Source organism: Xanthomonas campestris pv. phormiicola (genome assembly GCA_025666215.1).
GTDB lineage: Bacteria > Pseudomonadota > Gammaproteobacteria > Xanthomonadales > Xanthomonadaceae > Xanthomonas_A > Xanthomonas_A campestris_A.
Genome location: CP102593.1, coordinates 2,327,130 through 2,349,628 on the forward strand (window position 1 = coordinate 2,327,130; position 22,499 = coordinate 2,349,628).

The window sequence follows — 22,499 nt, forward strand, 5'->3', positions numbered from 1 at the left end:
TTGTCCCTAGCCGCGCGGCACGCCGCTGACTAAGATGGCCGGCCCGGTCGCGCCATCGGCGCAGCCCGCCGATCGCGTCCTTCAGAGAGAAGATCCAGCCCATGTCCGCCCGTCCCGGCTACCGCGGCGACCGCAAGAGCGAACGTGGCGAGCGCAGCGAGCCGCGTATCGATCAGTTGCGCGTGCCGCCGCATTCGATCGAGGCCGAACAGGCCGTGCTCGGCGGCCTGATGCTGGCGCCCGACGCCTACGACCGGGTCAACGACCAGCTCACCGACAACGATTTCTATCGCCGCGATCACCAGCTGATCTACCGCGCGATCCGCGAGCTGGCCGAAAAGGGCCGCCCGTTCGATGCGGTGACGCTGGGCGAGTGGTTCGAGTCGCAGGGCAAGCTGGAGATGGTCGGCGACGGCGCCTACCTGATCGAACTGGCCAGCACCACGCCGTCGGCGGCCAACATCGCCGCCTACGCCGAGATCGTGCGCGACAAGGCGGTGCTGCGGCAGCTGATCGAGGTCGGCACCACCATCGTCAACGACGGCTTCCAGCCGGAAGGGCGCGAGAGCGCGGAGCTGCTGGCCAGCGCCGAGAAGGCGGTGTTCAAGATCGCCGAGGCCGGCGCGCGCGGGCGCAGCGATTTCGTGGCGATGCCCGGCGCGTTGAAGGACGCGTTCGAGGAATTGCGCAGCCGCTTCGAGAACGGCGGCAACATCACCGGCCTGCCGACCGGCTACAGCGACTTCGACGCGATGACCGCCGGCCTGCAGCCGACCGACCTGATCATCCTCGCCGCGCGTCCGGCGATGGGCAAGACCACGCTGGCGCTGAACATCGCCGAGTACGCCGCGATCAAGTCGAAGAAGGCGGTGGCGGTGTTCTCGATGGAAATGTCGGCCTCGCAGCTGGCGATGCGCCTGATCTCCTCCAACGGCCGCATCAACGCGCAGCGCCTGCGAACCGGCCAGCTCGAGGACGAGGACTGGGCGCGGGTCACCGGCGCGATCAAGATGCTGAAGGAGACCAAGATCTTCATCGACGACACGCCCGGCGTGTCGCCGGAGATCCTGCGCTCCAAGGCGCGCCGGCTCAAGCGCGAGCACGACCTCGGGCTGATCGTCATCGACTACCTGCAGCTGATGTCGGTGCCGGGCAACAGCGAGAACCGCGCCACCGAGATCTCCGAGATCTCGCGCTCGCTCAAGGGCCTGGCCAAGGAACTGGGCGTGCCGGTGATCGCGCTGTCGCAGCTCAACCGCTCGCTGGAAACGCGCACCGACAAGCGCCCGGTGATGGCCGACCTGCGCGAATCCGGCGCCATCGAGCAGGACGCGGACATGATCGTGTTCATCTACCGCGACGACTACTACAACAAGGAAAATTCGCCGGACAAGGGCCTGGCCGAGATCATCATCGGCAAGCATCGCGGCGGCCCGACCGGCTCGTGCAAGCTCAAGTTCTTCGGCGAATACACCCGCTTCGACAACCTGTCGCACGACTCGGTGGGCGCGTTCGAGTAGGCGCCGCACGCGCTCGTGCCGCCGGTCGCGCCATTGCTGCGTTGCGGTGGATCCGGCCGGCGCCACGCGTATTCATCCGGGCACAGCGATACGTCTGTCACAGAGCGCCGTGACGGCGCTCAACACCAATCCGTGATGGTCGATACCCGGTAGGAACCTTCCCTGGATCCCACCATGCCGCTGACCGTCACCCATGCGGAAACCGCCGACCGCGATGCCGTCGCCGCGGTCGCCGCGTTGCGCGCGCAGCTGGGCGCCGCGCCGCTGGACGCCCTGCTGCTGTTCTGCGATGCCGAATACGACCTGGACGCGCTGGGGCCGGCGATCAAGGCCGGCTTCGACTGCCCGGTGGTCGGCTGCACCGCTGCCGGCCAGATCGGCGAGCTCGGCTTCCAGAGCAACGGCATCCTGGTCGCCGGCCTGCGCGGCGGGGTGCTGCAGGCGCAGCCGTTGCTGATCGCGCCGCTGAGCGACCTGCAGGCGCAGGTCGCGGTGGTGGCCGAGACGGTGCAGGCGGCGACGGCCGACAAGGCCGGACAATGCTTTTCGCTGCTGCTGGTCGACGGGCTGTCCACCTGCGAGGAATACCTGGCCGCGGCGCTGTACCGGATGATCGGCGACGTGCCGCTGCTCGGCGGCTCGGCCGGCGACAACCTGCGTTTCGAGCGCACCCAGGTCTACTACGACGGCCGTTTCCTGGCCGATGCGGCGGTGCTGACCCTGTTCCATTCGCGGCATCCGTTCGTGGTGTTCAAGCTGCAGCACTTCGTCGCCAGCGAGATCGAACTGGTGGTCACCGATGCCGATCCGGAGCGGCGCCTGATCCGCGAGATCAACGGCGAGCCGGCGGCGCTGGCCTACGCGCAGGCGATCGGCATGCCGCTGGAGGAACTGGAACCGAAGGTGTTCTCCACTTATCCGCTGCTGCTGACCTTGAGCGGCGAGCCCTACGTGCGTTCGATCCTGCGGGCCAACGAGGACCTGTCGATGACCTGCTACTGCGCGGTGGAAGAGGGCATGGTGGTGTCGGTCGGCCAGGCGGTGGACGTGATGGAAACGCTGCAACAGGCCTTTGCCGAGGTGCACGAGTCGATACCCGATCCGGCGCTGGTGATCGGCTGCGATTGCATCCTGCGCCGCCTGGAGTTCGGCCAGTCGCAGATGCAGCAGCAGGTCGGCGCGTTCATGGCGCAGCAGGGCGTGTTCGGGTTTTCCACCTACGGCGAGCAGTTCAACGGCCTGCACGTCAACCAGACCTTTACCGGCGTGGCGATCGGGAGATGAGCATGCCTGCAGATGCAGCGACGGTAGCGGCCCGGGCGCATGTCTCGGCGATGCCTGCGGATGGCGGCGATGCGGCCCTGGTCGCCGAGTTGCGCCGGCAACTGGCCGCGCGCGACAAGGTGATCGCGGTGCTGAAGAAGCGGGTCATCGCGCGCGACGATGCGGTGGCCTCGCCGTTGGCGACGCTGCAGCAGAACATCGCGCTGGGCAAGGTGGTGGCGCTGAAGACCCAGGAACTCAACCGCGAGCGGCAGGAGCTGGAGCATGCCCTGGCCGACCTCGGCAAGGCCCAGGTCGCGCTGCTGCAGGCGCAGAAGATGGAGTCGATCGGCCAGCTCGCCGCCGGCATCGCCCACGAGATCAACACCCCGGCGCAGTACGTGCGCGACAACCTGGCCTTCGTGTGCAAGGCCAAGCAGATCCTCGACCGCGTGTTCGACATGGCCTTCGGCATCGTCGATGCGGCGCGTGCGCAGGGCGTGGCGCCGGAGCTGGTGGCCGCGCTCGACGCGCAGGTGACCTCGTCCAGGTTCCAGTACCTGCGCAAGCAGACCCCCGAGGCCCTGCAGCAGTCGCTGGAAGGGCTGGACCGCATCACCAAGATCGTCAGTGCGATGAAGACCTTCTCGCATCCTTCGGCCGGCGAGAAGGAGCCGGTGGACCTGCGCGAGCTGGTCGCCACCACCGTCACCGTCGCCCGCAACGAATGGAAGTACGTGGCCGAGGTCGAGACCGAGTTCGACGCCGACGTGCCGTTGGTGCCGTGCCTGCGCGACGAGATCGGCCAGGTGCTGCTGAACCTGCTGGTCAACGCGGCGCATGCGATCGGCGACACGCTGGTGCCGGGCGAGCGCGAGCAGGGCCGGATCCGCATCATCCTGCGCCGGGCCGGCGACCGCCACGTGGACCTGTGCGTCAGCGACGACGGCCCGGGCATTCCCGAAGCGATCCGGACCAAGGTGTTCGATCCGTTCTTCACCACCAAGCCGGTCGGCAAGGGCACCGGCCAGGGCCTGGCGATCGCCTATTCGACGGTGGTGGAAAAGCACCAGGGACGGATCTTCTTCGAACCGTCGGCGGATCAGCGCGGCACCACCTTCGTGGTGCGGCTGCCGTTGAACGCCGTGGCGGGCTGAACGATGCGCGTGCTGTTCGTCGACGACGAGAAGCAGGTGCTAGCCGGCCTCGAGCGCACCATGTTCATGGCCGACCGCGATTGGGACGTGGCCTTCGCCGGCAGCGGCGCCGAGGCGCTGGTCGCGCTGCGGGCGCAACCGGCCGACGTGGTGGTCTCGGACATGCGCATGCCGATGATGGACGGCGCCGAACTGCTGCGCCAGGTGCGCGACAGTTGCCCGCGCAGCATCCGCATCATCCTGTCCGGGCATACCGAACAGGAGGCGGCGCTGCGTTCGCTGGACGTGGCCCATCAGTTCCTGGCCAAGCCCTGCCAGGGCGATGCGCTGATCGAGGCGATCGACCGCGCCGTGGCGCTGCAGCTGCTGCTGGACGATCCGGCGGTGCAGGCGGTAGCCGGACGCATCGGCGGGCTGCCGTCGGCGCCGCGCATGTTCGCGCGGCTCAACCGCCTGCTCGGCGACCACGCGGCCGGCGTGGCGCAGGTGGCCGCAGTGGTGGAAGGCGACCCGGCGCTGGCGGCCAAGGTGCTGCAGCTGGCCAATTGCGCGTTCTTCGGCAACGGCCATCATGTGGCCGAGGTCAAGGAGGCGGTCAACCGGATCGGCATCGGCCTGCTGCGCACGCTGGTGCTGGCCAGCGAGGTGTTCCACAGCGGCGCCGGCGATTCGGCCGACACGATCCGCGCCGATGCGGTGCGCGCGTCGCGGCTGGCGGCGGTGCTCGGCAAGGGCCATGCCGCCGAGGACGTGGTGACGACCGCGGCGCTGCTGGCCAACGTCGGCGCGCTGCTGCCGGACGTTGCGCGGCTGTGCCGCGATGCCGATCCGCACGGGCGCGGCTTCCCGTCGCATGCGGAGATCGGTGCCTACCTGCTCGGCGTGTGGGGCCTGCCTGGGGCGATCGTCGAGGCGGTCGCCCATCACCGCGCGCCGCGCCGGGTCGAGCATCGCCAGTTCGACGCGATCGGCGTGGTCCACGTGGCGGTGGCGCTGGCCCAAGGCCAGGCGCCGGACCTGGAGTACCTGCAGGCGATGGGCGTGGCCGCGCAACTGCCGCAGTGGCAGGCGGCGTGCGCGCAGATTCGCGAAGCGGAGGTCGTGTCATGAGCGAGCCGGAACTGCCGCGCATCCTGTGCGTGGACGACGAACCCAATCTGCTGGCGGCGCTGGAGCGCAACCTGTTCGGCCAGTTCGACGTGGTCACCGCCAACGGCGGCGAGGCCGGACTGGCCGCGATCGCCGCCGGCCCGCCGTTCGCGGCGATCGTGTCGGACATGCGCATGCCGGGCATGGACGGCGCCGCGTTCCTGGCCGCGGCGCGCGCGCGCGCGCCGGACAGCGTCCGCCTGCTGTTGACCGGCCAGGCCGATGCGACCTCGGCGATCGCCGCGATCAACCAGGGCGCGATCTTCCGCTTCCTGTGCAAGCCGTGCCCGACCGAGGAACTGGTCGCCGCACTGGAACAGGCGGTGGCGCTGCATCGCGCCACGCTGCTGGAACGCGAGCTGCTGGAAACCACGCTGGCCGGCACCACGCGCATGCTCACCGAGGTGCTGGCGATGGTCGCGCCGTGGGCGTTCCAGCGCTCGGCGCAACTGCAGGCCTGCGTCAGCCACGTCACCGCCAAGCTGCCGTGGCCGAACCGCTGGGTGGTGGAAGTGGCCGCGGCGCTGAGCCACATCGGCTGTGTCAGCGTGCCGGGCGACATCGTGCAGCGCGAGATCGCCGGCGACGAACTGTCCGAGGAAGAACAGAAACTGATCGACGGCCATCCGCTGGTCGCGTACCGGCTGCTGACGGCGATCCCGCGGATGCAGGTGGTGGCCGAAATCGTGCGCTACCAGGCGCTGCCGCCGCCGGCCGACGCCTCGCCGGACGTGGTCCGCGGCGCGCACCTGCTGCGCGCCTCGCTGCTGCTGGTGCGCGGGTTGGCGCGCAAGCTGCCGCTGGCGCACGCGGTGCAGGAGCTGCGCAAGGTCGAGCCGCCGCTGCCGCGCGGATTGGTCGACGCGTTCGCCGACCTGCAGCTCAACACCCGCAGCGGCATCCGCAAGGCCAGGGTCTGCGACCTGGTGCCGGGCTGGCGCCTGGAGCAGGACGTGGTGTCCAGGCGCGGCATGATGCTGCTGGCGCATGGCAGCGAACTGAGCCTGACCTCGATCCTGGCCTTGCGCAATCTGCAGGCGGCCGGCGCCATCGTCGAGCCGCTGCTGGTCAGCTACGGCAACCAGGAACAGTCCGGCGCGCCGGTCGCGGCCTAGCCAGCGCACCAGCCGGCACCCGCGCCTGCGCCGGCGCCGTGCGCACTCACGCCGGCTGCGCACCGGCGCCGCGTATCCTTGCGCGTCCTTTTTCCGGCCCGTCCTGCGCATGAGCTACGCCATCGTCTGGTTCCGGCGCGACCTGCGCCTGCACGATCAACCCGCGTTGTACGCGGCGCTGGCCGCCGGGCACACGCCGGTGCCGGTGTATGTGCACAGTCCCGGCGACGAGGGCGCCTGGGCCGCCGGCGCGGCCTCGCGGAGCTGGCTGCAGCGCTCGCTGGCCGCGCTCGACGCGCAACTGCAATCGCGCGGATCGCGGCTGATCCTGCGCCAGGGTCCGGCCGAGACCGTGCTGCGCGAGCTGATCGCCGAATGCGGCGCGGTGGCGGTGTACTGGAACCGCCGCTACGAACCGGCCACGCAGCCGCGCGATGCCAGGCTCAAGCGCGAACTGCGCGAGCAGGGCCTGCAGGTGCGCAGCCACAACGGCGCGCTGCTGTTCGAACCCTGGCAACTGGCGACCCAGCAGGGCGGGCCGTACAAGGTGTTCACGCCGTTCTGGCGCAGCGCGCTGAGCCATTGGCAGGTGCCGGCGCTGCAGCCCGCGCCGAAGACGCTGCCGCCACCGCCGTCGGCGCTGCACAGCCTGCCGCTGGAACAGCTCGGACTGGCGCCTGCACTGGGCTGGGACCGCGGTTTCTGGGAGGTATGGCGACCGGGTGAAGCGGGCGCGCACGAAGCGCTGGAGGTGTTCGTCGACGGCGCCCTGCGCGGCTACATCGCCGGTCGCGACCGGCCCGACCAGGTCGGCACCTCGCGGCTGTCGCCGCACCTGCATTTCGGCGAGATCGCGCCGTGGCGGATCGTCGCCGCGCTGGAAGAGCAGCGCAGCGCCGCCACCGGTGCGGCGATCGACGGCTACATCCGCCAGCTCGGCTGGCGCGACTTCGCCCATCACCTGCTGCACCATTTTCCGGCCACGCCCGAGCACAACCTCAATCCGCGCTTCGCCCGGTTCCGCTGGGCCACGCCGGATCCGGCGCAACTGCAGGCCTGGCAGCGCGGCCGCACCGGCGTGCCGATCGTCGACGCCGGCCTGCGCGAACTGTGGCACACCGGCTGGATGCACAACCGGGTGCGGATGATCGTCGCCAGCTACCTGTGCAAGCACCTGCGCGTGCATTGGTCCGAAGGGGCGCGCTGGTTCTGGGACACGCTGGTCGATGCCGACCTGGCCAACAACACGCTCGGCTGGCAGTGGGTGGCGGGGACCGGCGCCGACGCCGCGCCGTACTTCCGCGTGTTCAATCCGGTGACGCAGGCGCAGAAATTCGATCCGCAGGGCCGCTACATCGCGCGCTGGGTGCCGGAGCTGGCGGCGTTGCCGGTGGCCGAACGCTTCGCGCCGTGGCTGTCGCCGCAGCGCCTGGCCGCCAGCGCGCCGCACTATCCGCGGCAGCCGATCGTGGACCTGGCCGCCGGACGCGACGCCGCGCTGGCCGCCTACCGCGAGACCGGCGGCGGCTGACCCGGGCGCACGCGGTGCGCGCGTGCTGCGCTGCGGCGTGAACCGCGGCAGCGCGTGGCAGGGCGTCGCGATTGACGCCCTTCGCCGCGCCATGATTCACTCCGGCCAGGCACAGGAGCATGCATGGCCACCAGCACAGCCCGCCGCAAGCCGCGGCGCGAACCGATGTCGCGTGTGGATACCGCCTGGTTGCGGATGGAGCGGCCGACCAATCCGATGATGATCACCGGCGTGCTGATGCTCGACGAGGCGCTGTCGCTGTCCCAGTTCAAGCAGTTGGTGCGCAAACGCTTCCTGTCGTTTCCGCGCTTCCAGCAAAAGCCGGTGGACACCGCCACCGGCGCCTACTGGCAACACGACGACGACTTCGACCTGGACTGGCACGTGCGCCTGTCGGCCCTGCCCGGACGCGGCGGCAAGAAGGCGCTGGAGCGCTTCGCCGGGCAGATGGCGTCCACGCCCTTGGACAAGACCAAGCCGCTGTGGCAGTTCCATCTGATCGAACGCTACGAGGGCGGTTCGGCGCTGGTCGCACGCATCCACCACAGCTACGCCGACGGCATCGCCCTGGTGCAGGTGCTGCTGTCGCTGACCGACATGCAGCGCGTGCCGGAGCCATCGGCGCAGCTCGGCCGCGCCTGGCTGAAGGACGACGGCAAGGAAGTGGTGCGCCGGGTCGGCGCCATCGACCGCTACCTGAAACTGGGCGGGCGTATGCTCGACAAGGGCCGCGAGATGTACCAGGACCCGAACCTGGCGCAGATGCTGGCCAAGGAAGGCGGCCTGATCGGCCGCGAACTGGCCAATGCGCTGCTGCTGTCCGACGATCCGCCGACCCTGCTGCGCGGGCGCCTGGGGGTCAGCAAGCGGGTGGCCTGGGCCGCGCCGCTGGACCTGGACGAAGTGAAGGCGGTCGGCCGCGCCTGCGACTGCACGGTCAACGACGTGCTGATGGCGACGATGGCCGGCGCCCTGCGCGACTACATGCTCGAGCGCGGCGAACAGCTGGACGGGGTGACCCTGCGCGCCACGGTGCCGGTCAACCTGCGCCCGCTGGAACACGCGCGCAAGCTCGGCAACCATTTCGGGCTGGTGTTCCTGGACCTGCCGGTCGGCGAGGCCAATCCGGTGCGGCGCGTGCAGCGCGTGGCCGAATCGATGCAGCAACTCAAGCAGTCGCGGCAGGCGATGGTGGTGTTCGGGCTGCTGGCCGCGGTGGGCATGGCGCCGGCGGCGCTGCAGTCGCTGGCGCTGGACCTGTTCAGCCGCAAGGCGAGCACCGTGGCCACCAACGTGCCGGGGCCGCAGCAGCCGTTGTACCTGGCCGGCAGCCGCGTGCGCGAGATGATGTTCTGGGTGCCGCAGACCGGTTCGATCGGGGTCGGGGTGTCGATCATGAGCTACAACCATCGGGTGCACTTCGGCCTGATCGGCGATGCGCGGCTGATTCCCGACCCGGATGCGGTGATGCGCCGGATCGGCGCCGAATTCGAGAAGCTGCTGTACCTGGCGCTGATGGGCGGCTGGGAACATCCGCTGCGCGCAGTGGACGCGGACGCGCTGCTGCCGGTTTCCTGAACAGGGCACATGCAGGCGCGGCGCGATCCGCGCGGCGTTCATGCCCATCTCGCAGGCGCTTGTTTATGCTTGCGCCCACTTCAATTCAGATGTGGGAGAGAGCGCGATGAAACGCACCGTCATCCAAGGCATGTCCGTGGCGCTGGCCAGCGCGCTGCTGTTGTCCGCCTGCGCCACCGGCGGTTCCTACGTGCAGCGCGACCAATACGGCAATCCGACCGAGCAGCAGAACAACCGCACCGGCCGCGGCGCGCTGATCGGCACCGCGGTCGGCGTGGCCGCCGGCCTGCTCAGCGGCAGCAGCGCCACCGAGCGCCGCCAGCACGCGATGATCGGCGCCGGCATCGGCGCGCTCAGCGGCGCGGCGATCGGCAACTATCAGGACCGCCAGGAGCGCGCGCTGCGCGAGCGCACCGCCAACACCGGCATCGACGTGCGCCGCGACGGCGACAACATCACCCTGAACCTGCCCGACGGCATCACCTTCGACTTCAACCAGTCCACGTTGAAGCCGCAGTTCTATTCGGCGCTCAACGGCGTGGCGCAGACCCTGGGCGAATACAACCAGACCATGATCGAAGTGGTCGGGCACACCGACAGCATCGGCAGCGACGCGGTCAACCAGCGCCTGTCCGAACAGCGTGCCGCCTCGGTGGCCGCGTACCTGACCGCGCAGGGCGTGCAGCGCGAGCGCATCGAGACGCTGGGCGCGGGCAAGAAGTATCCGATCGCCGACAACAGCACCGAGGCCGGTCGCGCGCAGAACCGTCGGGTCGAGATCCGCGTGGTGCCGCTGCGTTCCTGAGCGGCGTCCACCCAGGCGGACATGCGAACGGGCCGCGGATGCGGCCCGTTTCGCGTTGTGGCGCCACCTGCGCGCCGGCGTGCCGCGAGGTCGCCATGCGCAGGGCCGCAGCCAGTGGCCGCGGCCGTGTGCGCCGGCCCGCTCAGACCAGCGCTTCTTCCTCCAGCTCCGGCGCCGGCGCCGCCGCTTCCAGCAACGGCAGCTCGGCCAACTGCGGCAGCGCCAGGCTCTGGGTATTCATCGCCACGCCGCTGCACAGGGTGAACTCGGCGCCGCTGTCGGCGTGTTGCGCGGCCAGCTTGACCGGGCACTGCGCCAGCATGTAGTTGACGTCGAAGTTGAGCTTGTCGACCAGGAAATCGACGAAGGCGCGCACCTTCGGCGACAGCATGCGCCCGCCCGGGAACACCGCGTTGAAATCCAGGTCCGGGCCGACCCAGCCGCCGAGCACGCGGCGTGCCTTGCCGGCCTCGATCAGCGGTTTGATCGTCGCATCGCTGGCCAGCACCAGGCCTTCGCCGCAGACCAGCCCGCCGATCAGCGCGGCCGAGTCGTTGGCGACCAGGATCGGCTGGATCGCGAAGTCGCCGCTCTGCTTGCCGTTGCGCAGCGGCCAGCTGAGCCGGTTGTTGCCGTTGCGGCCATTGCTCAGCGCCAGGGTGCGGTGGTGCTGCAGGTCGTCCGGATGCAGCGGCTCGCCGTGGCGCTCGATGTAGTTGGGGCTGGCGAACACCTGGGTGCGGAAGGTGGCCAGCTTGCGCGCGACCATGGTCGAATCCAGCAGCGCGCCCATGTGCAGGGCCACGTCCACGCCCTCGGCGATCGGATCGACCTTGTCGCTGGTCATGACCATTTCCAGCCGCACTTCCGGATGCTGCTTGTGGAATTCGCCCAGGATCGGCGCCACCCAGGAAATGCCGGCGGAGTAGGGCACGCTGAAACGCAGCCAGCCGCGCGGGCCGGCCTGCAGCTGTCCGACCGCGCTCTCGGCCTCCTCCAGTTCGCGCGCGATGCGTTGGCAATGCTCGTGGTAGACCGCGCCGGCCTCGGTCAGGCCGAGGCGGCGCGTGGTCCGGTGCAGCAGGCGCGCGCCCAGGCGCGCCTCCAGATCCTGCACCTTTCTGCTGACGGTGGTCTTGGGCAGGCCGAGCGCATTGGCCGCGGCGATGAAGCTGCCTTGCTCGACCACCTTGACGAAGATCAGGGTGTCGTTCAGATCGTGGGTCATGGCGGGGTTCCTGAGGGGGTGAAGACGATTGGACCGGTGACGGGACGATTATTCCCCTTAATTCGGACTAATCAAGTGCGGCTTTGACGCCTAATTTGTAAGCATTCGCCGCCACCCAGGCCATTTTCTTATGTCGTTGCGCATTCTGTTCCAGTTTCTCGCTGGCGTCCGTCGCCCGAATCGACTCGATGGTACGCCCATCGATGCGCTGGAAACCGGTTACCTCAAGGCATTTCGCGAATTCACCCCGCCGCCGCGCAGCCAGGCAGGCAGCTCGATGCAGCTGGGCCAACGCGGCAGCGGTCGACTCGGTCGGATCGCGATTGTCCCGTTTGCGGGAGTAAAAGTCCCGTGAGCGGGACGCTGGACCCGGAGGTGCTGGTGCTCGGCGGCACCGGCAACATCGGTCTGGGCGTGGTCCGCGCCTTGCTCGAAGCCGGCAGCCCGGTGTTGGCGGTGGCGCGCGACCGTGGCCGGCTGCGCGCCTTGCGCGATCGCTACAGCGACGAACCGGCGCTGGACGTGCTGCAGGGTTCGGTGTCCAACGATGCCACCGCCGCTGCCCTGGCGGCGGCCGTGGCGCAGCGGCCGCGGCCGCTGGCCGGGGTGGTCGCCAGCCTCGGCAGCCCGCTGCGCTGCGGGCGCTTGCTGGACCAGCCGGTGGCCGCGCTGCGCCGGCGCATGGAAGCCGATCTGCTGCCGCATCTGGCCGCCGCGCGGCACCTGCTGCCGCTGCTGGCGCAGGCCGAGCGCGGCGGCCGCTACCTCCTGCTCGGCAGCCCGTGCGCGTTGCGCGCCTGGGCCGGGCATGGCGAAAGCTCGGTGGCCGCGGCCTCGATCCGCATGCTCGCCCAGGTCCTGCACGAAGAAGCCAAGCCGCTGGGCGTGCGCGTGCAGCTGCTGGCGCTGACCCATCCGGTCTGCCGCAGCGAAGCCGGCGCGGACGACTGCCCGGAATGGTTCACCACGCTCAGCGTGGGCCGCGCCGCGGTGGCGCTGCTCGCCGACGCCGGCGTGCCCGGCAAGGCCATCGTCGACATCGACAAACGCCACTACGCGCATCCACGCACCTCGTTGATGACCGCAACGCATTTTTCTCCTTCCACTCACGAGGTTTCTCCATGAACCCGATTCCGATGTCGTTCCATTCCCCAGCGCGGGCCTTGCGCCCGCTGGCGATCGCGCTGCTGGCCGCGGCCCTGGCCGCCTGCGGCGGCAAGGCCGAACAGCAGGGCGCGCCGCCGCCGCCGTCGGTCGGCGTCGCGCCGGCGCTGCAGAAAGAAGTCAGCCAGTGGGACGAGTTCAGCGGCCGCGTCGAGGCGGTCGAACACGTCGACCTGCGCCCGCGCGTGTCCGGCTACATCGACAAGGTCAACTACGTCGAAGGCCAGGAAGTGAAGAAGGGCGATGTGCTGTTCACCATCGACGCGCGCAGCTACCGCGCCGAGCTGGCCCGCGCCAACGCCGAACTGGCGCGGGCGCGGACCCAGTCCAGGCTCAGCGGCAGCGAGGCGTCGCGCGCCAAGAAGCTGTCCGACCAGCAGGCGATCTCCACCGAGACCTGGGAGCAGCGCCACGCCGCCGCCGAACAGGCCGATGCCGACGTGCTCGCCGCGCAGGCCGCGGTGGACACCGCGCGGCTGAATCTGGAGTGGACCCAGGTCCGCGCGCCGATCGACGGCCACGCCGGCCGCGCCCTGGTCACCGCCGGCAACCTGGTCAGCGCCGGCGACAGCGCCAGCGTGCTGACCACGCTGGTGTCGCTGGACAAGGTCCACGTGTACTTCGATGCCGACGAAGGCACCTTCCTGCGCTATGCGCAGATGGCGCGCAAGGGCGAGCGGCCCAGCGAACGCGATGGGCAGCTGCCGGTGCAGGTCGGCCTGGTCGGCGAGGACGGGTTCCCGCACGCCGGCAAGGTCGATTTCCTCGACAACCAGATCACCCGCAGCACCGGCACCATCCGCGTGCGCGCCGTGCTCGACAACGCCGATCGCAGCTTCACCCCGGGCCTGTTCGCCCGCGTGCGCCTGCTCGGCAGCGGCCGCTTCAACGCGCTGCTGATCGACGACCGGTCGGTGCTGACCGACCAGGACCGCAAGTACGTCTACGTCGTCGACAAGGACGGCAAGGCGCAGCGCCGCGACGTGCAGCTGGGACGCAGCGCCGAAGGCCTGCGCATCGTGCTCGGCGGGCTCAACGCCGGCGACCGGGTCATCGTCGACGGGGTGCAGAAAGTGTTCATGCCCGGCATGCCGGTGCAGGCCAAGCCCGTGGCCCTGGCCACCACTTCGCCGGCCGCCGCACGCAAGGCCGTCGCGCTCGACTGAGTCGCCTCCGACTGACGCCGGAGGCGCGCACAGCGTCGTAGACCGGCCGCGCTGGCGGCCGGTGCTTGCCGGCCGGGCCACCGTCGTGGCCCGGCGTCGCCGCCGCTTTGCCCGCATTCCTGTTCGGCCATCCGTTTCATCTTAGTTTCCAGGACCACCACCCATGGACTTTTCCAGATTCTTCATCGACCGGCCGATCTTCGCGGCCGTGCTGTCGATCGTCATCTTCGCCGCGGGACTGATCGCGATCCCGATGCTGCCCATCGGCGAATACCCCGAAGTGGTACCGCCGTCGGTGATCGTGCGCACGGTGTATCCGGGCGCCAATCCCAAGGTCATCGCCGAGACCGTCGCCACGCCATTGGAAGAGGCGATCAACGGTGTGGAAGGCATGATGTACATCAAGTCGGTGGCCGGCTCCGACGGCGTGCTGCAGATGACCATCACCTTCCGCCCGGGCACCGACGCCGACGACGCCGCGGTCAAGGTGCAGAACCGCGTCTCGCAGGCGCAGGCGCGCCTGCCCGAGGACGTGCGCCGGCAGGGCGTGACCACGCAGAAGAAGTCGCCGACCTTCCTGATGGTCGTGCACGTGACTTCGCCGAAGGGCAAGTACGACACGCTGTATCTGCGCAACTACGCGCGCCTGCACGTCAAGGACGCGCTGGCGCGGATCCAGGGCGTGGGCGATGCGCAGGTGTTCGGCGGCGGCGACTACGCGATGCGCGCCTGGCTGGATCCGGAACGCATCGCCGCGCGCGGGCTGACAGCCGGCGACGTGGTCGCGGCGATGCGCGAGCAGAACGTGCAGGTCTCGGCCGGCCAGCTCGGCGCCGAGCCGATGCCCGACAGCAAGTTCCTGACCCTGATCAACGCGCAGGGCCGCCTGCGCAGCGAGAAGGAGTTCGGCGACATCGTGCTCAAGGTCGGCGCCGACGGCGAAACCGTGCGCCTGGGCGACGTCGCGCGCCTGGAACTGGGTGCCGGCGACTACACGCTGCGCTCGCAGCTGGACGGCAAGAACGCGGTCGGCATCGGCATCTTCCAGGCGCCGGGCGCCAATGCGCTGGAGATCCGCGATCAGGTGATCGCGACGATGGACCAACTCACCAAGCAGTTCCCGGCAGACGTGAAGTACGAGGCGGTGTACGACACCACGATCTTCGTGCGCGACTCGATCACCGCCGTGGTGCATACCTTGCTGGAAGCGGTGCTGCTGGTGGTGCTGGTGGTGATCCTGTTCCTGCAGACCTGGCGCGCCTCGATCATTCCGCTGATCGCGGTGCCGGTGTCGGTGGTGGGTACCTTCGCCGCGCTGTACTTGCTGGGCTTCTCGATCAACACGCTGACCCTGTTCGGCCTGGTGCTGGCGATCGGCATCGTCGTGGACGACGCGATCGTGGTGGTGGAGAACGTGGAGCGCAACATCGAGGAAGGGCTGACGCCGCTGGCCGCGGCGCACCAGGCGATGCGCGAGGTGTCCGGCCCGATCGTGGCGATCGCGCTGGTGCTGTGCGCGGTGTTCGTGCCGATGGCGTTCCTGTCCGGCGTGACCGGCCAGTTCTACAAGCAGTTCGCGGTGACCATCGCCATTTCCACGGTGATCTCGGCGATCAACTCGCTGACCCTGTCGCCGGCGCTGGCCGCGCTGCTGCTGCGCTCCCACGACGCGCCCAAGGACGCTGCGTCGCGGCTGATGGACCGGCTGTTCGGCGGCTGGCTGTTCCGTCCGTTCAATCGCTTCTTCAACCGCAGCTCCGAACGCTACCAGGGCAGCGTGTCGCGGATCCTCGGCAGGCGCGGCGTGGTGTTCGTGGTCTATCTCGGTCTGCTGGTGGTCACCGGGGTGATGTTCAAGGCGGTGCCGGCCGGCTTCATCCCGACCCAGGACAAGATGTACCTGATCGCCGGCGTGAAGCTGCCCGAGGGCGCCTCGCTCGAACGCACCGACGCGATGCTGCGCAAGCTCACCACCATCGCCATGCAGACCGACGGCGTGGAGCACGCGATCTCGTTCCCCGGACTGAACGCGCTGCAGTTCACCAATACGCCCAATACCGGCGTGGTGTTCCTGACCCTGAAGCCGTTCGCCAAACGCCACCGCAGCGCGCTGGAGATCAACGCCGAAATCAACCAGCGCATCTCCCAGCTGGGCGAAGGCCAGGCGTTCGCGTTCATGCCGCCGCCGATCCTGGGCCTGGGCAACGGCAACGGCTACCAGCTGTTCATCGAGGACCGCGCCAACCTCGGCTACGGCGCACTGCAGAATGCGGTCAACGCCATGCAGGGCGCGGTGGTGCAGACCCCGGGCATGAGCTATCCGATCGGCACCTACCAGGCCAACGTGCCGCAGCTGGATGCCGAGGTCGACCGGGTCAAGGCCAAGGCGCAGGGCGTGGCCCTGACCGATCTGTTCGATACGCTGCAGACCTACCTCGGTTCGACCTACGTCAACGACTTCAACCAGTTCGGCCGCACCTGGCAGGTGATCGCCCAGGCCGATGCCCCATTCCGCGAGAGCGTGGAGGACATCGCCCGGCTGCGCACCCGCAATGCCGCCGGCGAGATGGTGCCGATCGGCTCGATGGTGACGGTCAAGCAGACCTACGGCCCGGACCCGGTGCTGCGCTACAACGGCTATCCGGCGGCCGACCTGGCCGGCGAGGCGGATGCGCGCATGCTGTCCTCGGCCGAAGCGATGGCCAAGCTCACCCAGATCGCCAAGCAGGTGCTGCCCAACGGCATGGAGATCGAATGGACCGACCTGAGCTATCAGCAGGCGAGCCAGGGCAATGCGGCGATGGTGGTGTTCCCGCTGGCGGTGATGCTGGCGTTCCTGGTGCTCGCCGCGCTGTACGAAAGCTGGACGTTGCCGCTGGCGGTGATCCTGATCGTGCCGATGACGCTGCTGTCGGCGCTGTTCGGGGTGTGGCTGAGCGGCGGCGACAACAACGTGTTCGTGCAGGTCGGCCTGGTGGTATTGATGGGCCTGGCGTGCAAGAACGCGATCCTGATCGTCGAGTTCGCCCGCGAACTGGAGCTGCAGGGCAAGGGCATCGTGGAGTCGGCGCTGCAGGCCTGCCGCCTGCGGCTGCGCCCGATCGTGATGACCTCGATCGCGTTCATCGCCGGCACCGTGCCGCTGGTGTTCTCGCACGGCGCCGGCGCGGAAGTGCGCTCGGCCACCGGCATCACCGTGTTCGCCGGCATGCTCGGCGTGACCCTGTTCGGCCTGTTCCTCACCCCTGTGTTCTATGTCGCCCTGCGCAAGCTGTCCGGGCGTGCGCTGGTGTCGCATGCGCCGGCGCACGCCGATGCGCCGAGCCACGCTTGATCCTTTCATCCCCTTACTTCAGGAAATTCGCATGAACACGACCCACAAGATCGCCCTCGTCACCGGCGCCACCCGCGGCATCGGCCTGCACACCGTGCGCCAGCTGGCCGAGGCCGGCGTGCACACGCTGCTGGCCGGCCGCGATTCCACCCGCACCACGGCCGCCGCGCTGGAACTGCAGGGCGAAGGCTTGCCGGTGGAGGCGCTGACCCTGGACGTCACCGACGCCGCCAGCATCGCCGCCGCGGTGGCGGCGGTGCAGGCGCGCCATGGCCGGCTCGACATCCTGGTCAACAACGCCGGCATCCTGCTCGACGACATCAAGCTGGCGGTCTCGCAGCAGACCCTGGAGACCTGGCGCACCACCTTCGACACCAACGTGTTCGGCCTGATCGCGGTCACCCAGGCGTTCCTGCCGCTGCTGCGCGCCGCGCCGGCCGCGCGCATCGTCAACGTGTCCAGCGTGCTCGGCTCGCTTGCCCTGCACAGCCAGCCCGGCTCGCCGATCTACGACTTCAAGGTGCCGGCCTACAACGTCTCCAAGAGCGCGGTGAACGCGTGGACCGTGCAGCTGGCCTACGAACTGCGCGACACCCCGATCAAGGTCAACACCATCCACCCCGGCTACGTGAAGACCGACATGAACGCGGGCGAAGGCGAGCTGGAAGTGGCCGACGGCGCGCGCAGCAGCGTGATGATGGCGCTGCTCGACGCCGATGGCCCGACCGGCAGCTACACCCATGTGGGCCAGGTGCTGCCATGGTGATCCGTCCCGCGATCGGTGCGCTGGCGTTGGCGCTGCTCAGCGCCTGCGCCAGCGTCGGCCCCAACTACCGCGCGCCCGAACCGGCGCCGGTGACGCTGCAGGGCGCGGCGGCACCGGTGTTCGCGACCACCTCGCCGGTGGCGTCGTGGTGGGCGCAGTTCGACGACCCGGTGCTGGAACAGCTGGTGCACCAGAGCCTGGTCGCCAACCTCGACCTGCGCATCGCCCTGGCGCGCGTGCACGAGGCGCGCGCGGTCTTCGCCGAACAGCGCCTGGACCAGGCGCCGCACGTCACCGCCAACGGCGACTACAGCCGCGGCAAGGCGCCGGATGCGGACGCCGGCGGCGCGCGCGTGCTGACCGAGAGCTACAGCCTGGGCTTCGATGCCGGCTGGGAACTGGATCTGTTCGGACGCCAGCGCCGCGCCACCGAGGCGGCGCGCGCCGACCTGGAAGCCGAGCAGGCCGGCATGGCCGATGCGCAGGTCACCGTGGCCGCGGAAGTGGCGCGCAACTACTTCGAGTTGCGCGGCGCGCAGAAGCGCATCGCGGTGGCGCGCACCACCCTGGACAACCTGCGCGACACCCAGCGCCTGACCGAGACCCGCTGGCAACTGGGCGCCGGCAGCGAGCTGGACGTGCAGAGCAGCCGCGCCCGGCTCAAGGCGATCGAGGCCGACATCCCGTTGCTGGAAGTCAGCGAGGCGCAGGCCCGGCATCGCCTGGCGGTGCTGCTGGGGCGTCCGCCCGGCACGCTGGACGAGCTGCTGGCGCCGCGCGCGACGCCGGCCTATGCGCGCGCGCTGCCGCTGGGCGATACCACCCAGTTGCTGCGCCGGCGTCCCGACGTGCGCATCGCCGAGCGCCGGCTGGCGGCGGCGACGGCGCGGATCGGCGTGGCCACCGCCGACCTGTTCCCGCGGATCAGCCTCAGCGGCTTCGTCGGCTTCCTGTCCGGCGATGCCGGCTCGCTGCTGCAGGGCAGCAGCAAGGCCTGGTCGCTGACCCCGTCGATCAGCTGGGCGGCGTTCGACTTCGGCACCGTGCGGGCGCGGCTGCGCGCCAGCGAGGCGCAGGCCGACGGTGCCGCCGCCGACTACGAGAAGGCGGTGCTCAGCGCGCTGGAGGACACCGAGAACGCGTTGACCTCCTACGCCAAACAGCAGGCGCGGCTGGCGATCGTCGCCGAGCAGGCGCAAGCGGCAGGCCGCGCCGAAGCGCTGGCGCAATTGCGCTACCGCGAGGGCTCGGAGGACTTCCTGACCCTGCTCGATACGCAGCGCACCAAGCTGTCCGCCGACGATGCCCTGGCCGATGCCGAGGCGTCGGTCAACGTCGGCGTGGTGCGGGTGTACAAGGCGCTCGGCGGCTGGGGCCAGGACGCGGTGGTGCCGCAGGACGTGGCGTTGGCGACGCCGCCTGCGCAGGCAGCGGCGCCGCACTGACCGCCTGGGCGTTCTCTCCCGGCTGGTTACGGCCTGCGGTCGCTCTCTGGCGGAGCGGCCTCGGTCGCGTTGGGCCGTAGCGAAAACGCCCATCGCGACCGAGCAGCGCGCGGGCAGGCGAGGGCGCCGCAGCGGCGTGCCGCGGCAGCAGATGGCGGGAACGCGCATGGCGGCGTCATCGCCATGCAGGTCGATGCCGATCCTGCCGTCCTCACCCAGGCATCGGCGGCCGTGCTGCCCGCCGGCGCAGCACGGCGGATCACTCCAGGGCCAGGTCGTCGGCGATCACGTAGGTGTCGCGGCCGCCGTTCTTGGCCTGGTACAGCGCCGCGTCCGCACGCGAGAACCAATCCTGCCAGTGCTGCTCGCCGCACAGCATGGCCGCGCCGAGGGAGACGGTGACGCGGCCACCGGGGCCGCGCAAGGCCTCGCGCATGACCTGCTGCAGGCGCTTGGTGAATGTGGCCAGTTCGCTGCGCGACTGCAGTCGCGTCACCACCACGAATTCCTCGCCGCCGAAGCGGAACACCTCGTCCGGCGCGCGCACCTGGAAGCGCAGCAGGGCCGCCAGCTCGGCCAGCGTGCGGTCGCCGGCGGCGTGCCCATGGAGGTCGTTGACTTCCTTGAAGTGATCGATGTCGATCACGATCAGCCCATGCCGGCGCGTCTTGCGGCGCAGGTCGGCCACGCGCTGCGACAGGCTGCGTTCCAGCATGCGGCGGTTCGGCAGCCCGGTCAGCGCATCGTGCGAGGCCATCCGCTCCAGCTGTTGCCGATCGCCCTCCAGGTGCAGCGACAGCACATAGCCCAGGCCGGTGATCAGCAGCGATACGGCCAGCAGCGAGAAGGTGTGCTCGGTGCTGAGCAAGGTGCCTGGGGTGACCAGGATGATCACGATCAAGGTGGCATTGCAGGCCAGCCCGACGCTGCGCGCGACCACCGCGAAGTTGCTCATCATCGCCAGATACAGCCACGGCACCGCGGCGTCGTGCAGGACATGGCAGGCCAGCGCGCTGCCCAGCAGCCAGCTCAGGCTGAGCAGGGCGTCCATGCGGCCGTCGCCGCGGTGCAGCGACAGCCAGGCGGCCAGCGCCGCCTGGCCGGCCAGCACGATGGCGGCCGTGGCCACCCATGCCTGGCCCTGCAGCAATTGGTAGCTTGCGAACAGCAGCAGCACCACGGCCGTGGTCGGCCCCAGGATCTTGATGATGCCGAGCCGGAAGTGCCGGCGTATCGAAGCGCTCATGGCCGCGCAACGCTCCGCGCGCCGCGCGGGGTCGGCCTGGCAATGGCAAGCTGGGGCAGAAGGACGTGCATGCGGACATCGCGCTGCGTTGGGAGCGCATCGAATTCGCAAATTCTGTGCCATCCGCCGCATCGAGCGTGTGATTGCAGCAGGGCGGACAGCTCGTCGAGCGGCGGCTGTCGTCCGCGGGCGATGCTGCGGGCCGATCGGTGGTGCCGCGTGCCGGCTGCAGGCGTGCGCCGGCGCGGGGCGCGCGTCGCACTTGCGCGCTTGGCGCTCACGGAGCCATGGGCACCGCTGCCGCCGCGAGATCGGCGCCGGCGCTGCGCGTCATGTGCAGCATGGCGGCCTGGCTTTGCTCGGCCGCCAGCCGCTGGCAGTCGCGGTGGAACGTGGCTTGCGGCAGGCGTTCGGCCAGGAACTCCACTAAGCTGCGGATCGCCGGCAGCAGGCCGCGGCGGCTCGGGTAGACGAAGTGCAGCAGGCCCTGGGCGGTGCTGTAGTCCGGCAGCACCCATTCCAGCATGCCGTTGCCGAGCAGGGGAGCGCAGAATTCCTCGGGCAGCAGCGCCACGCCGCAGTTCTGAATGGCCGCGGCCATGAGCACCGAGAAATCGCCGCTGATCAGCCTCGGCGTGACCTCCAGCGCGGTCCTGTTGCCGTCGCCGTCGAGCAGTTCCCACACCGGCGCGCCCTCGTGCTCGAACATCGACAAGGCCGGCAACTGGGCGAGTTCCTGCAGCGTCTGCGGACGGCCATGGGCATCCAGGAACGCGCGGCTGGCCACCAGGATGCTGCGCGCATGGCCGATGCTGCGCACCACCAGGGTGGCGTCGGTATCCAGCTTGTCGCGCACGCGGATCGCCAGGTCGTAGCCTTCGCCGATCACATCCACGCGGCGGTTGGTCGCGATCAGCCGCACCTGCACCTTGGGGTGTTCGAGCAGGAAGGACGGCAGGATCGGGCCCAGCAGGTTCTGGGCCAGCGAGACCGGACAGCTGACCCGCACCACGCCGCGCGGCTCGGTACGCAGTTCGTCGACCGCCTCCTGCGCGGCGCGGGCTTCTTCCAGCACCGCGCGGCAGTGCTGGTAGAAGCGCGTGCCGACCTCGGTGACCACGAAGCGCCGCGTCGTCCGCTGCAGCAGGCGCACGCCGAGCCGCTCCTCGAGTTGGGCGATGCGCTTGCTCAGCCGCGACTTGGGCAGGCCCAGCGCCCGCCCGGCGGCGGAAAATCCGCCGTGCTCGACCACGCAGGCGAAAAAGTACAGATCGTTGAGGTCGTGCAGCACGCCGTCCATCGTCGGGCTCATCGTTTCTGATTGCGAACGATCAGTCTACTTAAAGCGGGCTAATCGTTCGATTGTTTCGCGCGTATCGTTCCTTCATGCCGCTACGCGGTCAACGCAAGGATCCCCACTCATGAAACTCCTGCACATCGACAGCAGCGCGCTCGGCGCGCATTCCGTCTCGCGCGGCCTGACCGCGGCCATCGTCGCCGAGTTCGTTGCCGCCCATCCGGGCGTGGACGTCGCCTACCGCGACCTGCATGCCGCGCCGTTGAGCCACTGGTCGCCGCCGGCCGGCGATGCCGACCCGGCGGCCATCGAAAACAGCCAGGTGCTGGAACAGTTCCTGGCCGCCGACGTCGTGGTGGTCGGCGCGCCGATGTACAACTTCGGCATCGCCAGCTCGCTGAAGGCCTGGATCGACCGCCTCGCCGTCGCCGGCAAGACCTTCCGCTACGGCGCGGCCGGCCCGGAAGGCCTGGCCGGCGGCAAGCGCGTGATCGTCGCGTCCTCGCGTGGCGGCATCTACAGCCCGGGCAGCCCGGCGGCGGCGAACGATTTCCAGGAGACCTACCTGCGCGCGGTATTCGGCTTCTTCGGCATCACCGACATCGCGTTCGTCCGCGCCGAAGGCGTGGCGATGGGCGACGATCACCGCACCCAGGCGATCGGCGGCGCGATCGCCGGCATCGGTGGCCTGTTGCGCGAAGCGGCCTGATCTGCGGAACGTCGCGCGCTGACGGG

18 protein-coding genes are annotated in these 22,499 nt (G+C 69.8%); 15 read left to right on the forward strand and 3 right to left on the reverse strand.

The genetic code is table 11. The features are described 5' to 3' along the window. The first annotated feature begins 101 nt into the window (after nucleotides 1-101). From NRY95_09770 to NRY95_09805, 8 genes are all read left to right on the forward strand, one after another. Nucleotides 102-1,520, forward strand: a complete 1,419-nt coding sequence (locus NRY95_09770) for a replicative DNA helicase (protein UYC18211.1) — start codon at nucleotides 102-104, stop codon at nucleotides 1,518-1,520. A gap of 174 nt (nucleotides 1,521-1,694) precedes the next feature. Further along, entirely contained in the window at nucleotides 1,695-2,804 is a 1,110-nt protein-coding gene (locus NRY95_09775) for an FIST C-terminal domain-containing protein (protein UYC18212.1), read from the forward strand. 2 nt (nucleotides 2,805-2,806) lie between these two features. Then, nucleotides 2,807-3,940 (forward strand): ATP-binding protein, encoded by a 1,134-nt coding sequence (locus NRY95_09780; protein UYC18213.1) that lies wholly within the window; start codon nucleotides 2,807-2,809, stop codon nucleotides 3,938-3,940. A gap of 3 nt (nucleotides 3,941-3,943) precedes the next feature. Further along, nucleotides 3,944-5,050, forward strand: coding sequence for a response regulator (locus tag NRY95_09785; GenBank protein ID UYC18214.1), 1,107 nt, complete (start codon nucleotides 3,944-3,946; stop codon nucleotides 5,048-5,050). Then, nucleotides 5,047-6,204, forward strand: coding sequence for a response regulator (locus NRY95_09790; GenBank protein ID UYC18215.1), 1,158 nt, complete (start codon nucleotides 5,047-5,049; stop codon nucleotides 6,202-6,204). Before NRY95_09785 ends, NRY95_09790 begins: the two co-directional genes overlap by 4 nt. A gap of 109 nt (nucleotides 6,205-6,313) precedes the next feature. After that, a complete protein-coding gene (locus tag NRY95_09795) occupies nucleotides 6,314-7,735 on the forward strand; it encodes a DNA photolyase family protein (GenBank protein UYC18216.1) in 1,422 nt (473 codons plus the stop codon). Nucleotides 7,736-7,858: 123 nt separating this feature from the next. Further along, nucleotides 7,859-9,313, forward strand: a complete 1,455-nt coding sequence (locus NRY95_09800) for a wax ester/triacylglycerol synthase family O-acyltransferase (protein UYC18217.1) — start codon at nucleotides 7,859-7,861, stop codon at nucleotides 9,311-9,313. A 106-nt stretch (nucleotides 9,314-9,419) separates the two neighbouring features. Continuing rightward, the gene (locus tag NRY95_09805) at nucleotides 9,420-10,118 is read left to right on the forward strand and encodes an OmpA family protein (protein ID UYC18218.1); all 699 of its coding nucleotides are present in this window, start codon (nucleotides 9,420-9,422) and stop codon (nucleotides 10,116-10,118) included. A 142-nt stretch (nucleotides 10,119-10,260) separates the two neighbouring features. Here NRY95_09805 and NRY95_09810 read toward each other — a convergent pair whose 3' ends face one another. Beyond that, entirely contained in the window at nucleotides 10,261-11,346 is a 1,086-nt protein-coding gene (locus tag NRY95_09810; protein ID UYC18219.1) for a LysR substrate-binding domain-containing protein, read from the reverse strand. A 130-nt stretch (nucleotides 11,347-11,476) separates the two neighbouring features. Here NRY95_09810 and NRY95_09815 point away from each other — a divergent pair, with 130 nt between their 5' ends. The 6 genes from NRY95_09815 to NRY95_09840 all read left to right on the forward strand — a co-directional run bounded on the left by NRY95_09815 (nucleotide 11,477) and on the right by NRY95_09840 (nucleotide 19,221). Then, the gene (locus NRY95_09815) at nucleotides 11,477-11,701 is read left to right on the forward strand and encodes a hypothetical protein (protein UYC18220.1); all 225 of its coding nucleotides are present in this window, start codon (nucleotides 11,477-11,479) and stop codon (nucleotides 11,699-11,701) included. Then, nucleotides 11,698-12,471 (forward strand): SDR family oxidoreductase, encoded by a 774-nt coding sequence (locus NRY95_09820; protein UYC18221.1) that lies wholly within the window; start codon nucleotides 11,698-11,700, stop codon nucleotides 12,469-12,471. The genes NRY95_09815 and NRY95_09820 overlap by 4 nt, the downstream gene beginning before the upstream one ends. A gap of 11 nt (nucleotides 12,472-12,482) precedes the next feature. After that, the gene (locus NRY95_09825; GenBank protein ID UYC18553.1) at nucleotides 12,483-13,676 is read left to right on the forward strand and encodes an efflux RND transporter periplasmic adaptor subunit; all 1,194 of its coding nucleotides are present in this window, start codon (nucleotides 12,483-12,485) and stop codon (nucleotides 13,674-13,676) included. Nucleotides 13,677-13,839: 163 nt separating this feature from the next. Next, complete coding sequence (locus NRY95_09830; protein UYC18222.1) at nucleotides 13,840-17,010, forward strand: multidrug efflux RND transporter permease subunit; 3,171 nt, start codon at nucleotides 13,840-13,842, stop codon at nucleotides 17,008-17,010. A gap of 31 nt (nucleotides 17,011-17,041) precedes the next feature. Beyond that, nucleotides 17,042-17,776: an SDR family oxidoreductase gene (locus tag NRY95_09835; GenBank protein ID UYC18223.1), complete on the forward strand. Its 735-nt coding sequence runs from the start codon at nucleotides 17,042-17,044 to the stop codon at nucleotides 17,774-17,776. Further along, nucleotides 17,770-19,221 carry an efflux transporter outer membrane subunit gene (locus NRY95_09840; protein UYC18224.1) on the forward strand — a complete coding sequence of 484 codons (1,452 nt, stop codon included), beginning with the start codon at nucleotides 17,770-17,772 and terminating at the stop codon, nucleotides 19,219-19,221. Before NRY95_09835 ends, NRY95_09840 begins: the two co-directional genes overlap by 7 nt. Before the next feature lie 259 nt (nucleotides 19,222-19,480). Here the strand turns inward: NRY95_09840 and NRY95_09845 are convergent, their stop codons facing one another. Continuing rightward, entirely contained in the window at nucleotides 19,481-20,467 is a 987-nt protein-coding gene (locus NRY95_09845; protein UYC18225.1) for a GGDEF domain-containing protein, read from the reverse strand. Between the two features lie 277 nt (nucleotides 20,468-20,744). Continuing rightward, nucleotides 20,745-21,779 (reverse strand): LysR substrate-binding domain-containing protein, encoded by a 1,035-nt coding sequence (locus tag NRY95_09850; GenBank protein ID UYC18226.1) that lies wholly within the window; start codon nucleotides 21,777-21,779, stop codon nucleotides 20,745-20,747. Between the two features lie 109 nt (nucleotides 21,780-21,888). Here NRY95_09850 and NRY95_09855 point away from each other — a divergent pair, with 109 nt between their 5' ends. Then, on the forward strand, nucleotides 21,889-22,473 hold the full coding sequence (locus tag NRY95_09855; protein UYC18227.1) for an NAD(P)H-dependent oxidoreductase: 585 nt from the start codon (nucleotides 21,889-21,891) through the stop codon (nucleotides 22,471-22,473). Nucleotides 22,474-22,499 lie beyond the last annotated feature (26 nt).